Consider the following 13,894-nt stretch of genomic DNA (forward strand, 5'->3'; position numbering starts at 1 on the left):
GGATCTACAGTTCAAAAAAAATAGGGATATCCCCGGATACCCCTATTACAACATTATATGAGATTGGTTGATTAGTTACACGGCTTCGACTTTGGATTTCTCATAACTTTCCTGATGTACGGAGGCTACCGCCCTACCCGATGGATCGTTCAGGTTCTGGAATGATGCATCCCATGCCAGTGCTTCCGGCGTGCTACAGGCGACAGACTTCACTGACGGAACGGTCTGCGCAGCTGCAGTAGACGGAAAATGCGATTCAAAGATTGTGCGGTACAAAAACTCCTCCTTATTTTTTGGTGTGTTGATCGGAAAACGTTCTGCAGCGGCAGAAAATTCCTGATCTGAAACCTTACTTTCAGCCTGTTCCTTTAAGGTATCAATCCAGCTATATCCGACCCCGTCTGAAAACTGTTCCTTTTGGCGCCAAGCAATACTTTCCGGAAGATAATCTTCAAAAGCCTTACGCACGACCCATTTCTCCATGCGGCCATCACGGATCATCTTATCCGATGGATTGATACGCATGGCAATATCCATAAATTCTTTATCAAGGAAAGGAACACGCCCTTCGACACCCCAGGCTGCCAGTGATTTATTGGCACGCAGGCAGTCATAGAGATACAGTTTTTTCAGCTTACGGACAGTTTCTTCGTGAAACTCCTGTGCATTTGGCGCCTTATGAAAGTACAGATAGCCTCCAAAAAGCTCATCAGAGCCTTCACCAGATAGCACCATTTTGATGCCCATTGATTTAATGACACGTGCCAATAGGTACATTGGTGTTGAAGCACGCACGGTTGTGACATCATAGGTCTCCAAATGATAGATCACGTCACGGATAGCGTCCAAGCCTTCCTGGATGGTAAAGTTGATTTCATGATGGATTGTTCCGATATGATCTGCTGCTTTTTTTGCAGCGATTAAATCCGGAGCCCCTTTCAGCCCCACGGCAAAAGAATGCAATTGTGGATACCAGGCCTCTTCTTTATCGTCCGTTTCAATACGCTTGGACGCAAACTTTTTGGTCACGGCAGCAATCACCGAGGAATCAAGCCCCCCCGACAGCAATACACCATAAGGTACATCAGACATCAGCTGACGATGCACCGCATCTTCCAGGGCTTTACGCAAAACAGCAATATCAGTCTCATTGTCTTTTACTGTATCATAACTTTCCCAGTCCCGTTGGTACCAGCGCTGTGGCGCTGTACCTTCTTTGCTATATACATAATGTCCCGGAGGAAACTGCTCAATCGTCTCGCAGAAACCTTCCAGCGATTTTAATTCAGAGGCCACGAACAGTTGTCCCTGTGCGTCTTTTCCATAATACAACGGGATAATTCCCATGTGGTCGCGGGCTACAAAAAATGAATCATCACGTGAATCATATAATGCGAAACCAAAGATACCATTGAGCTCATCGACAAACGATGGTCCCTTGGCCAGATAAAGCGCCAATATCACTTCGGAATCACTCTGTGTTGCAAATTCATAATCCGGAAGACTATTTCTTAATTCATGGTGGTTATAGATTTCGCCATTCACAGCCAGTACTACTTTGCCATCCGGACTGTACAAAGGTTGACTACCTGATTTCGGATCAACGATAGCTAATCGCTCATGCGCCAATAAAGCCTTCTCGCCAGTGAATATACCAGACCAATCTGGACCACGGTGACGAATACGTTTTGACATTTCCAATACTTGGGATCTCAATGAGTCTGCGGGTTGCTTCAATTCAAAAGCGCCAATAATTCCACACATATTATGAAAATTTTAAATATTTCGTTTTTACATTATGTTATTGACACAAAGTAAAACAATTAAAAACTAAATTCATAATAATTTTTAAATTTTATTATATTTTTATCAATGAATCATATTTAAACAAATCAAATTAGCAACAAAACATCTGTTTATTTACAACAATCACACATCAGATTAAAAAAGCATTTCAAGATTTATCTTTAAATTCACTACGTAATCAAATAAACCAAGGACAATGGATCTAATAGGAACTTTTTACAGTGGCCTCGCTATCACGGCGGACGAACTGAATTCCATAAAAGAGAAACACCAGGCCATTACAATAAAAAAAGGCGATTTTATTTTAAGCAAAGGGCAGGTGTCCAATGCCTATTATTTAATAGAACATGGCCTTACACGGTCTTTTTTACACGACTACGAAGGCAACGAAGTCACCATCGGTTTTTGTGGCGATAATGACGTAGTGATCGAGGTCGCATCTTTTTTCCAACGCACCCCAACCGTGGAAAATATACAGGCGCTTACGGACACAAAACTTTGGAAAATACGATTTGAAGATCATCAGGAATTATTTCATCGCATCCCCGAATTTAGGGAATGGGGGCGTTCGTGGATGGCACAGGAACTGGTTCACAGCAAAAATAGAGCTATCGCGATGATTACCGAGCCAGCCACTAGCCGCTATCTGCGCCTGATAAAAGAAAAACCCATCCTGATTCAGCAGGCCCCGTTGAAACATATTGCTTCGTACCTGGGCATCACAGATACTTCTTTGAGCCGCATCCGCAAAGAAATTGTTCATGGTAATTAATGGTCTCCCCGTCGACAGAAGTCTATTTTCAAATCTTGCCTTAAGGCAAGATTTTTATCGAAAGTTCCGCTTAATTTTATCTTCAATTCCAAAGATAGTACTCCTGGTTGCTATACTAGAAGAAAGAAAAATTTGAGAAAAAAATCAATATATCCAAAAATTAGATATCATGGCAAAATTACACGCTTATTTAAATTTCAACGGTAACTGTGAAGAAGCTTTCACATTTTACGAAAAAGTCTTTAAAACAAAAAACCCGGGGTACATGCGATATGGTGATATTCCGGCAGATCCACAAATGCCCCCAGTTCCGGATGATGCCAAAAACAAGATCTGCCATACCGCCATTTCAATCAATGGCGAGAGCATGCTCATGGGAGCAGACGTTATTCCCGCTTTCGGCCAGCAATATGTACAGGGCAACAATACTTATGTGATGTTGATGTGTGACAATGCTGATGAAGCCAAAACACTCTATGAAGCCCTCAGTGTCAACGCAAAAGTAGTAGAAATGCCTTTGGGTGAAACATTTTTCGCGGAGCTATACAGCTCATTCCAAGATCAGTTTGGCATCTGCTGGATGGTCTATTTCGGTGGCAGCAAAGATGAAGATTGTGAAAGTAAAGATTAAAAAAATCGTTTTCGCATAGATCAGCATATGAAAAAGGGGCTTCCGATGAAGCCCCTTTCTATTTTATGGTAACAACACTCTCCTGGAAGGCATTGGTTTGCTTTCAGCTAAATAGCAAACCATCCATTTGATATTATTTATCGGTTAGGACTTCGGCGTCAAAAACAACACCGTTCCAGCCGTTCGCCATAAACTGCCGGATATTTTGATGCCCCTCGCCTGTCGGGTTATCCAAAACATTCTGATAATGCTCGGCAAACAAAACCAAAGTATCTGCTACCGAAAGATCGTGGCGTTTGGCAAAATACAATACTTTTGCGCTTCCCTGATTTTCCGTTGCCATATTTTTCAGGCTTCCATTTTGAAATGCCGCTGGACTATAGTGATAGTTTTCTGCAATATGATCCAGGACCTCCTGAAACTGCAGCTGATTCTCTTTTGATCGGGCTAATAATTCTTCTGTTTTCATCAGATTAAATTGTCTATACTTATTTTGCTTAATTGTCCTTAAATGATTCCGTGCAGCGAGCCCCCTTTAGCTCCCAATCGGTCAACTCGTTTCTCAACAGCCTCGTCCTTAATCAGTGCCGGGGCATGATGCGGTTTGCTACGGGCATCAATAATAATTGGCCCTTCACAGCCCCAATGCTTGAAAGCAGTAAAACTCTTGATACCATAAATATCAAATGCGGGGTTACTGCGTGTAAAGGATATCCAGACAAAGTTATTGACCGTCTGAGCCGTAAAACCAGCATCATCGCACAATATCAACAGCGGAAAACCTTCCCAGGCCAGTCCTTCGGCAGCACGACACCATTCCCCGATGAGCCTAGCTTCGTCCACATAGTTTGTAAAGGCCGCTCCTTCAAGCGCCAATACACCCGGAATAACAAACTTCGCCCGGTTGAAAGGCCTTGGCAGATCAAAATTTGACGGCAATTCACGCGCAAGTGCTCTTTTTCTGGTACCCGCAGCAGCAAACACCACCTTTGATCCCGCGTTTAATCCATCACCCGAATAATCCAACGTATCTATGGTCGTATTCGTCTGAAAATGGAGATCTCTTGTCGGATCAATGCGCTCCAGAATGTGACCGAAGAATCCCGGGATATCGTAAATATCCAATTTTGGATTATCCTCATGCGCCGAGATAAAAAGATATTTGGCTAAACTCAGCTGATTTTTCCCGAGAATCTGATTGGCAATGGTTAAAATTTCCTGCGGACGGTCCACGGTCTGATAAGGTGTATAGCGCTCCGATCCGATCGCAAACAATAAGGGATGCACTCCCGCTGCATCTACAGCATTGACAGCATGCAGTCCGGAGATCTCCTGCGGAATTGCAGCCCCCGTGATTTCATGAATAAGTGCCCCGAAGCTCGTATCTTCCTGCGGCGGCCGCCCCACCACGGTAAAGGACCAGATCGGATCCTTCTTATGGTATACATTATGCACCTTCATCAGGGGAAAAGGATGGGTAAGACTGTAATAACCAATATGATCACCAAAAGGCCCCTCGGGTTTGTTCTCATTGGGATATACTGTACCTGTAATAACAAAATCCGCATCGGCAGAAATGCAAAAACCTTCATTATCGTAGAAATAGCGAAACCTTCTATTCCCTAATGCACCGGCAAAGATCATTTCAGAAAGCCCTTCAGGCAGCGGCATGACGGCAGACAAAGGATGTGCCGGCGGGCCGCCAACAAAGATGCTTACCATAAGTGGCACGCCGAGCTCATTGGCTTTTGTTTGATGAATGCCTATTCCGCGGTGCAACTGATAATGCAGTCCAATTTCCCGGTCCGGAATATAATCGTTGCCTGAAAGCTGAATCCGGTACATGCCCAGGTTGGCATGCATGATTCCCGGCTTAGTTACATCTTCGGTATACACCTGTGGCATGGTAACAAAGGCCCCACCATCCATTGGCCAATTGACAATCTGAGGAAGTTTACCAATGCTAGTTTTACCATGTAGGATCGGAGCCCCTGATTTCTTCTTCCAGGGCAGGGCACCTAGAGCAGTCATGGATGAGCCGATATATTGAAATGGTTTTTTTAACACAGCACCCGGATTCATCTTGACATCCACCAATTTTTTTAGATGGTCCAATGAATCACGGAACATAAACTTCGAACGGTCCAACGTTCCAAATAGATTGGATACGGCGGGAAATTCCGAGCCTTTTATATTTTCAAAATACAGCGCCGGTCCGGCCACATCAAACACCCGCATATGAATTGCAGCCATTTCCAGGTAAGGATCAACTTCCTCTTTAATCCGGATTAAATGACCATTTTTCTCAAGATCCGCAACACATGCTGCGAGACTATTGTATCCCATATATTAAATCTGTATCAACGCGTTAATCCACAAATTTAAGAGAATAAATCAGAAGTAAATAATTATTCATACCAGAAAAACTCACCCGTGCACAACGCATCAGAGACCTTAAATCAAAGAAGGGATTACATGTGGCTGGCAGCGGACAGCAGGTGTCACACCATCAGGTATCCATACTGACATAGGCTTTCAATGGCGTAAATTCAAAGGGCTGGACTTTCTGCCAGGTCGAGTTGTCCACATTTTTTTCATAATAAAGCACCCGTCTAAATTCATCAATATCTTCCTTATTGATATCGTTGAACCGGCTCAGCAACAATTTCGCAAAAAATTTATTGACGCCGATCTCCCGTTTTTGCGTGTCGGAAGTGGAGCTTAGAAATTGATAAAACAGATTTCTAAATGTCACCTCTTCATGTCCGCCGAGGTAAATCACCTCAGAAATAAAATTATTCTCCCAGGGCATTTCCCGAAGCCAGCGATAAACATCCAGCAAAGGTAAAGGATGAAATTTCAGGGAGGCCACCCAGTTCCAATAGAATATAGTCTGCCTTTTGGCCAGTTTGCTAAAAATTCGATTTAACACACTTTCCTTTCCGATAACACTACTTTTGACCACAATGGTATACTGCACGCGCAAAGCCTCCAGGAGGTTGCGAACAGGGTCCAAAAAATGCTCATCCATCAATCGGGCCACATAAATCACACGGTTATTGCCCGCCCGCTTACAGATTTCCACAAAATTACGGAGCCCAAGCAGTTCCAGTTGAAGCTGAATATCATTATCGAGCGAAGGAACCTGTGTAAAATAAATCCCGAAGTTCAGGTCACTGATCTGAAAATTATCATATGCGGGGCCTTTTCGTAAAAGATCCAGTTCAAAAAGTTTTGCTGTCACCTTCTCTTTCACAATTTTATTAAAAATGGATAAATTTCGCACCAAACCTGTAACATCAAAATCTTTCGTTTGTAAATAGCATGACGCCCGTCGTCCTAAATAGGTATTTAGCCCACTGATTAAAACCTTTTTCATCCTTGTAATTATTTCTGAGCACTCGCTTTAAATGGCATAAATGAATTGATTTTATCGGTTTATCCCATTCGAACTGTCCAATAGATTGTGTAAGCTCCCGATGGTTTTGTTTTCCAAAATGCTGACTAACTAATATCATAATTCCCTGATTTTAGAACAGAGAAACATCAAATAAGTTTAACACTATTTTTATTTTTCCTTTCGAATACCTTGCTTTTCCCAACAAAGGAATGATTATCGGTCAGTTAATCCGTTTTTTATCACTGAATTAAAAACCTGCAAAGACAGTATTCCGAATTTATTCTCCTCCGAAATTTTGTCCCAAACCTCTTCTTTGTCCTTTTTATGTCAATTCATGCCCAAATATTTTCATAAACACAATATCCTTATATATTTGTAAATCTTCTGAAAATAGGCTGCACTAAAAAGTATTTATCTTCACCTCTATGGACAAAAGGGCTACAATGATCTGGTTTAGAAATGATTTAAGACTTCATGACAATGAAGTATTTTATCAAGCCTCTGAGAAGAGTTCTTTCATCATTCCGGTCTATTGTTTTGATCCCCGTTATTTTGACCGCAATCAATTTGGCAATTTAAATACAGGAGTACTGCGCGCGGCATTTATCATTGAGGCAGTTACTGCACTCAAAGAAAAATTGAAAAGCCATGGCAGTGACCTGCTGACTTATATTGGCAAGCCTGAAGATATTATCCCGCGGATTGCTCAAAAATACCAGGTTAATGAAGTCTATCACCACCGGGAAGTTGCCCTTCGCGAGACTTCCATTTCCGAGAAAGTAGAAAGTGAATTATGGAGCAGCAAAATCAATCTCCGTCACTTTATAGGCCATACACTTTACCACAAAGAAGATCTCCCTTTTCCAATTAAGGACATCCCTAATGGATTTTCCATTTTTAAGAAAAAAGTAGAACGTGAAAGTTCGGTGCGCCAACCGATTCCTTTCCCGTCAAATTTCCTGACGCCACCACATCTGGAAGACACCAAGATTCCGACGCTAAAGGACCTTGGTTATTCGGAGCAACAGATTAAGTCTGTTGATGACATCTATATATTGGGTGGCGAAGACACAGCACTGAGTATTATGCATTCGGTTTTGTCCACCTATCCGGAGACAGAGCAGGATCCGGTCATATTAGGTCCTTTTATCGCTGCCGGAGCCTTATCGCCAATTCTTCTTTACAACAACATTAAGAAATTAGGAGAAGGAAAAAAAGATAAACGATTTGAGAAAATAATAGACATTTTACTTTGGCGGGATTATTTCCGTTTTATGCTCAAAAAATATCCCAATATATTTTTCAAGCCCCTGGGCACGAAAAATAACAGCACTGTAGATATTCCGGCATTAACGGTAAATGAGGAGTTATTTGAGAAGTGGAAATCCGGACAGACAGACCATGACTTCATCAATAGTACCATGATACAACTCAAAAAAACAGGCTACATTCCCTATCAGGCCGGATTGATCGCAGCAAGTTACCTGGTGCATGAATATCAGGTCAATTGGTTAAAGGGGGCTTCCTGGTTTGAGGAACAGCTATTGGATTATTCTCCGGCTACGGTATATGGCCAATGGTCACATGTCGCCGGTGTCGGGACGAGTGAGAAAGACAATAAGGCCTTGGACTGGCAAAAATTGATCAAAACAAATTTCCCAAATGGCCTTCCAAAATTGGATGAATTATTCGCTAAATAAATCTTCGGCAGAAATAAATAATTTCAAAACAAAAGAAATTTGCAGGGCATAATAGACCCGTTTTAAATCATGCTAAAAATGTTAAGAATTGGATAGATTTATTGATTAAATTATTCAATTTCAGTATTAGAAACTCTTTTTTTATTCATAACTTTGACAAATTTCATAGTTTTAATTGTAAATGGACAATCTGACATATTTGAGTAATGCTGATTCGGCTTATGTCGATGGCTTATATCAATCGTACAAGCAAGATCCCCAATCGGTAGATTTCGGATGGCAAAAATTCTTTGAAGGTTTTGATTTCGGTCAAAATGCTGGTGGAACGACAGGTTCAGTAGGCGAAGCTACTCCTGAGCACGTATTGAAAGAAATCAATGTGCTGAACATGATCAATGGTTACCGTGACCGTGGCCACCTCTTCACACACACCAACCCTGTTCGCGAAAGACGTAAGTACTACCCCGGAAAGGAATTGGAAACCTTTGGTCTTGCTGAGGCAGACATGAATACGGTTTTCAATGCAGGTGTTGAAGTGGGCTTAGGTCCAGCAACATTAAAAGACATCCGTCAATTGGTTGAAGACACTTATTGCCGTTCTATTGGTGCAGAATTCAAATATATCCGTAATCCAGAAAAGATAAAATGGTTGCAAGACCGCATGGAAGCGGATCGTAATATGCCAAAATTTTCTTTGGATACCAAAAAGAGAATCTTAAACAAACTTAACGATGCCGTTGCTTTTGAAAATTTTTTGGGAACCAAATTTTTGGGTCAAAAACGTTTTTCATTAGAGGGTGCGGAAAGTTTAATTCCTGCATTGGACTCTGTCATCGAGAAAGGTGCTGACATCGGTATCCAAGAGTTTGTGATCGGTATGGCGCACCGTGGTCGTTTGAATGTATTGACCAACATTATGGGTAAATCCTACAAATCCGTATTCTCTGAATTTGAAGGCAAAACCTATGCGGACGACCCCGAAGTCAACTTCGGTGGTGACGTAAAATACCATTTGGGGTTCTCCTCAGAAGTGAAAACCAACGATGGCAAATCTGTGCATCTTAGTTTGGCACCAAATCCTTCCCATCTGGAAACGGTAGATCCAATTGTCGAAGGTATGGTACGTTCTAAAATCGACTTCAAGTACGATGGCGATTCATCGAAAATTGCACCTATCATTATCCATGGTGACGCTGCAATAGCCGGTCAGGGCGTTGTCTATGAGGTCACTCAAATGTCCAAACTAGATGGCTACAAAACAGGAGGTACAGTCCATATCGTTATTAACAACCAGATTGGATTTACAACAAACTATAAAGATGCACGTTCTGGAACATATTGTACAGATGTAGCAAAAATTACGTCTTCGCCAGTATTCCATGTCAATGGAGATGATGCTGAAGCTGTCGTTTATGCGATTAACCTAGCTGTTGAATACCGTCAAAAATACAAAACAGACGTATTTATTGACTTGTTATGTTATAGAAGATTTGGTCACAACGAGGCCGATGAGCCTAAGTTTACACAACCTTTGTTGTACAAAATCATTGAAAAACATCCAAATCCGAAAGAAGTATACGCAAAAAAATTAATTGCTGAAGGAAGCGTTGATGAAGCGTATTCGAAAAATATAGAGAAAGAATTTAAAGCGGAATTGCAAGCTAAATTCGAGGAAGCAAAAACAGTTGAAGTATTGACTGAAGAAATTCCGATGTTTAAAGGTGCATGGGAAGGATTGCGTCCTGCGAAAAAAGGAGAAGTATTAACAACAACCGATAAAACACAAGTTGCGAAAGATACGTTCCTGAAATTAGCGAAAGAGATTACCACGTTACCTGCGGACAAAAAATTCTTCCGAAAGATCACCCGTTTATTTGAAGACCGCGCCAAAATGATCAGCAATGATGCATACGATTGGGCAATGGGTGAATTAATGGCCTACGCGACCTTATTGGATCAGGGTAATCGTGTTCGAATTTCTGGTCAGGATGTACAACGTGGTACATTCTCACACCGTCATGCGGTATTGACGCTGGAAGATTCCGAAGAGAAATATGTTCCATTAGCAAACATTAAAGGTGGTGATAAGTTCTCGATCTACAACTCCCTTCTTTCAGAATATGCTGTTTTGGGCTTTGAATATGGTTATGCATCTTCTAATCCAAATTCATTGACAATCTGGGAAGCGCAGTTCGGTGATTTCTACAATGGTGCTCAAATTATTGTAGATCAATATCTGTCAAGTGCAGAAACAAAATGGAAACGTTCAAACGGTTTGGTCATGATGCTTCCACATGGTATGGAAGGCCAGGGGCCTGAACACTCTTCGGCACGTATCGAGAGATTCCTGGAATTATGTGCAGATGAGAACATGATCATGGCAAACTGTACATCCCCAGCAAACTACTTCCATTTATTGCGCCGTCAACTGGTACGTGAATTCCGCAAGCCATTGGTGGTATTTACGCCAAAATCCTTGTTGCGTCACCCGAAAGTGGTTTCTCCATTGAAAGACTTTACAGAAGGTGTATTCCAAGAAGTTATTGACGATGCAAATGTTGCTGCAAAAGATGTAAAACGCGTATTGTTCTGTTCCGGTAAAGTTTATTACGACTTATTGGAAAAACAGGAAGCGGACAAACGTAAGGATGTTGCAATTGTCCGTATTGAACAATTGTTCCCGATTCCAATGGATCAATTAAAAGCAATCCGTAAAAAATACAACAAAGCCAAAGAGTTTGTATGGGTACAAGAGGAAAATGAGAACATGGGTGCATGGTCTTACTACTGCCGCAAACTGATGGGTACAGAAATTGCATTTACAGGTTTCGTAGCGCGTAAAGAAAGCGGAAGTACAGCGACAGGTTATATGAAACAACACGTTGCCCAACAAGCTGCAATCTTAAATAAATCATTCGAATAAAAACAATTTAAAATCAATTGCGTCTTATCTACAGGACGCAATTGTCAATAAAGAACATTATATATGAGCTTAGAAATTAAAGTACCAACCGTAGGTGAATCTATCACGGAGGTAACCTTATCACAATGGTTGAAACAAGATGGCGATTATGTGGAGATGGATGAAAACATCGCCGAACTGGAGTCAGACAAAGCAACGTTTGAATTACCAGCTGAAAAAGCAGGTATCTTAAGAATCATTGCACAAGAAGGTGATACTTTAGAAATCGGTGCTGTCGTTTGTACAATTGAAGAAGGTGAAGCTCCTGCTGGCGGTTCAGCTCCAGCTGCAGCGCCTGCTACTGAGGCATCATCAACTGCTGCTCCGGCTGCTGCTGCAAAAGACGAAGATCCAGATAGCTATGCTGCTGGTACAGCCTCCCCTGCTGCTGCAAAAATTTTGAGAGAAAAAGGAATTGATCCTTCGACTATAAAAGGAACAGGCAAAGATGGCCGCATCACAAAAGAAGATGCTGAAAAAGCGCAACCTGTTGCTAAAACTGCTGCTCCAGCGGCAAAACCTGCGGCTCCGGCTGCTACCCCTGCCGCCGCTCCAGTGGCTGGTTCAAGAAATGAACGTCGTGAGAAATTATCGTCTTTACGTAAAACAATCGCGAAACGTCTGGTCGCTGTTAAAAATGAAACAGCAATGTTGACAACATTCAATGAAGTCAATATGCAGCCGATCATGGATCTACGCGCTAAATATAAAGATACGTTCAAAGAGAAATTCGGTATCGGTCTTGGTTTCATGTCTTTCTTTACAAAAGCAGTAACAACAGCATTGGCAGAATGGCCAGCAGTTAATGCTCGTATCGAAGAAAATGAAATCGTATACTCGGACTTCGCAGACGTTTCTATCGCAGTTTCTGCACCTAAAGGTCTGGTTGTACCTGTTATCCGTAATGCGGAGTCTATGTCTTTGGAGCAAATCGAAAAAGCAATTGCTACATTGGCAGGTAAAGCTCGTGACAACAAATTAACGATCGACGAGATGACTGGTGGTACATTTACAATCACTAACGGTGGTGTATTTGGATCCATGATGTCAACACCTATCATTAATGCACCGCAATCGGCTATCTTGGGTATGCACAACATCATTCAACGTCCTATCGCTGAGAATGGTCAGGTTGTGATCCGTCCAATGATGTATATCGCGCTTTCTTATGACCACCGTATTATTGACGGTCGTGAGTCAGTAAGCTTCTTGGTTCGTGTAAAACAATTATTGGAAGATCCAGCTCGTTTATTGTTGGGCGTATAATTGTTACCAGAATATTTTAACGTAAAAAACCTATACGATTGTCGTATAGGTTTTTTTATGCGAATGTTAATCATCTCTCCCGCTTCCTCGTCGCATAGACCGTCTGATTTAGCTTTTGCCGAATTCGCCGTTGCGAATATAAATCAGGGTTTTAATTTCTTCTTTTTAATTTATACTTTCATCTGTGGATATTTGATTTCGCTGATAGCCTCTTAGCAAACAAATAAGCCTAGCAGGTATTTATAACCGGCAGAACGGAAAATGCATTAAATAAACATTATGAACGGAAAGATAATAAGTCTGACGATGGTTCTTTTGCTCGCTGTGCTCACACTCTCTGCCAATATGGCCAATCCTTTTGGCCCGCACAGCATCACAGCACAATTGGTTCCTGCAGGTAAAGCGAAAGTACTTCGCGAACGAATTGATATACACCTTGTGCGCGACTCATTGGATTATGATGATAAGAGCCAATTCAATATCGAGTATATAATCCATGCGGAGGAAAACATAGACTTCCCTTTGGTATTCCTTGCCCTCAATTTAGATGGATTAGAAAAGGTGACCATTAACCAAAAAGAGATTAAATCCGTCCCTTTGGATCCATCGGACACAAAATTCTCTTTCTTACGGTTCAAAGATGGTTATTATGAGATCAGCTATGGAAAAGCGGAATGGGAACGAATTAACCTGAGTGACGCATTTTATTTTACGGCCAAGCTTCACAAGGGTGAAAACAGCATCAAAGTTCAATACCGTGCATTTATGGGTTATGACCGTCGGGATATCCTCACAAAATATCAAATTGAATATCTCCTATTTCCTTCAAAGTACTGGTCTTCCTTTGGCCCGATTGACCTATACCTGCATACGGGGAATAAAATGAAGGCATACGCACAGGATTTGGGTGTTCCTAAAGCGCAAACTGATACGCTCGTTCACTGGATCATTGAATCCACCGGAAAACAGGACAGTTTTAAAATCGAAGTAGGCGAAAAAATATCGTTCCCCGCAAAGATACTTCTTTGGATAAATCCCGAAGTCCTTGCCCTGATCGGATCCATTCTACTGCTCTATTTTCACATCAGGTATATCTACAAAAAATACAAAACAGGTGCTTACCGCTATGCTTTGCTGCTAGGAAATCTTATTGTACCGGCGTCATTTTACGGTTTTTGTTGGTTCTGGACCAGTCTGGCAAATTACTTGGTCAATGGCATTTTTGAGCATAACGCCAGGGGTTATATCCTCCTGGTCATGTTTACGCTACCTCTGATCTATATCACCTATGACCTTGCCCTATTTGTTGTCGACAGGAGTATCAGGGCTAAATTTCAGAAAAAGCAACCGGAATAAG

At 41.7% G+C, this 13,894-nt stretch carries 10 protein-coding genes; 6 read left to right on the forward strand and 4 right to left on the reverse strand.

The features are described from left to right. Window positions 1-75 precede the first annotated feature (75 nt). Window positions 76-1,764: an asparagine synthase B gene (asnB, locus tag ABTV71_RS23775; protein WP_121126735.1), complete on the reverse strand. Its 1,689-nt coding sequence runs from the start codon at window positions 1,762-1,764 to the stop codon at window positions 76-78. 238 nt (window positions 1,765-2,002) lie between these two features. On the opposite strand from asnB, the gene ABTV71_RS23780 reads away from it, so the two are divergent. Further along, window positions 2,003-2,578 (forward strand): Crp/Fnr family transcriptional regulator, encoded by a 576-nt coding sequence (locus tag ABTV71_RS23780; protein ID WP_121126736.1) that lies wholly within the window; start codon window positions 2,003-2,005, stop codon window positions 2,576-2,578. A 169-nt stretch (window positions 2,579-2,747) separates the two neighbouring features. Then, window positions 2,748-3,209, forward strand: a complete 462-nt coding sequence (locus tag ABTV71_RS23785; RefSeq protein WP_121126737.1) for a VOC family protein — start codon at window positions 2,748-2,750, stop codon at window positions 3,207-3,209. 133 nt (window positions 3,210-3,342) lie between these two features. On the opposite strand, the gene ABTV71_RS23790 is transcribed toward ABTV71_RS23785, so the two are convergent. The 3 genes from ABTV71_RS23790 to ABTV71_RS23800 form a co-directional block, all read right to left on the reverse strand. Continuing rightward, window positions 3,343-3,678 carry a HopJ type III effector protein gene (locus ABTV71_RS23790; RefSeq protein ID WP_121126738.1) on the reverse strand — a complete coding sequence of 112 codons (336 nt, stop codon included), beginning with the start codon at window positions 3,676-3,678 and terminating at the stop codon, window positions 3,343-3,345. Between the two features lie 38 nt (window positions 3,679-3,716). Beyond that, a complete protein-coding gene (locus tag ABTV71_RS23795) occupies window positions 3,717-5,555 on the reverse strand; it encodes a UbiD family decarboxylase (RefSeq protein WP_433901325.1) in 1,839 nt (612 codons plus the stop codon). A gap of 163 nt (window positions 5,556-5,718) precedes the next feature. After that, entirely contained in the window at window positions 5,719-6,588 is an 870-nt protein-coding gene (locus ABTV71_RS23800) for a hypothetical protein (RefSeq protein ID WP_433901326.1), read from the reverse strand. A gap of 464 nt (window positions 6,589-7,052) precedes the next feature. Here ABTV71_RS23800 and ABTV71_RS23805 point away from each other — a divergent pair, with 464 nt between their 5' ends. The 4 genes from ABTV71_RS23805 to ABTV71_RS23820 all read left to right on the forward strand — a co-directional run bounded on the left by ABTV71_RS23805 (window position 7,053) and on the right by ABTV71_RS23820 (window position 13,893). Then, complete coding sequence (locus ABTV71_RS23805; protein WP_245971447.1) at window positions 7,053-8,309, forward strand: deoxyribodipyrimidine photo-lyase; 1,257 nt, start codon at window positions 7,053-7,055, stop codon at window positions 8,307-8,309. A 181-nt stretch (window positions 8,310-8,490) separates the two neighbouring features. After that, complete coding sequence (locus tag ABTV71_RS23810; RefSeq protein ID WP_433901327.1) at window positions 8,491-11,232, forward strand: 2-oxoglutarate dehydrogenase E1 component; 2,742 nt, start codon at window positions 8,491-8,493, stop codon at window positions 11,230-11,232. A gap of 63 nt (window positions 11,233-11,295) precedes the next feature. Then, on the forward strand, window positions 11,296-12,537 hold the full coding sequence (gene odhB / locus ABTV71_RS23815) for a 2-oxoglutarate dehydrogenase complex dihydrolipoyllysine-residue succinyltransferase (protein ID WP_433901328.1): 1,242 nt from the start codon (window positions 11,296-11,298) through the stop codon (window positions 12,535-12,537). A 279-nt stretch (window positions 12,538-12,816) separates the two neighbouring features. Then, entirely contained in the window at window positions 12,817-13,893 is a 1,077-nt protein-coding gene (locus ABTV71_RS23820; protein ID WP_433901329.1) for a hypothetical protein, read from the forward strand. Window position 13,894: the final 1 nt, after the last annotated feature.

Source organism: Sphingobacterium puteale, assembly GCF_050986225.1.
GTDB lineage: Bacteria > Bacteroidota > Bacteroidia > Sphingobacteriales > Sphingobacteriaceae > Sphingobacterium > Sphingobacterium puteale.

Bases quoted from the DNA above. Each gene is read 5' to 3' on its own strand.
- asnB (WP_121126735.1), bottom strand. From the start codon at position 1,764: ATGTGTGGAATTATTGGCGCTTTTGAATTGAAGCAACCCGCAGACTCA.
- ABTV71_RS23780 (WP_121126736.1), top strand. From the start codon at position 2,003: ATGGATCTAATAGGAACTTTTTACAGTGGCCTCGCTATCACGGCGGAC.
- ABTV71_RS23785 (WP_121126737.1), top strand. From the start codon at position 2,748: ATGGCAAAATTACACGCTTATTTAAATTTCAACGGTAACTGTGAAGAA.
- ABTV71_RS23790 (WP_121126738.1), bottom strand. From the start codon at position 3,678: ATGAAAACAGAAGAATTATTAGCCCGATCAAAAGAGAATCAGCTGCAG.
- ABTV71_RS23795 (WP_433901325.1), bottom strand. From the start codon at position 5,555: ATGGGATACAATAGTCTCGCAGCATGTGTTGCGGATCTTGAGAAAAAT.
- ABTV71_RS23800 (WP_433901326.1), bottom strand. From the start codon at position 6,588: ATGAAAAAGGTTTTAATCAGTGGGCTAAATACCTATTTAGGACGACGG.
- ABTV71_RS23805 (WP_245971447.1), top strand. From the start codon at position 7,053: ATGATCTGGTTTAGAAATGATTTAAGACTTCATGACAATGAAGTATTT.
- ABTV71_RS23810 (WP_433901327.1), top strand. From the start codon at position 8,491: ATGGACAATCTGACATATTTGAGTAATGCTGATTCGGCTTATGTCGAT.
- odhB (WP_433901328.1), top strand. From the start codon at position 11,296: ATGAGCTTAGAAATTAAAGTACCAACCGTAGGTGAATCTATCACGGAG.
- ABTV71_RS23820 (WP_433901329.1), top strand. From the start codon at position 12,817: ATGAACGGAAAGATAATAAGTCTGACGATGGTTCTTTTGCTCGCTGTG.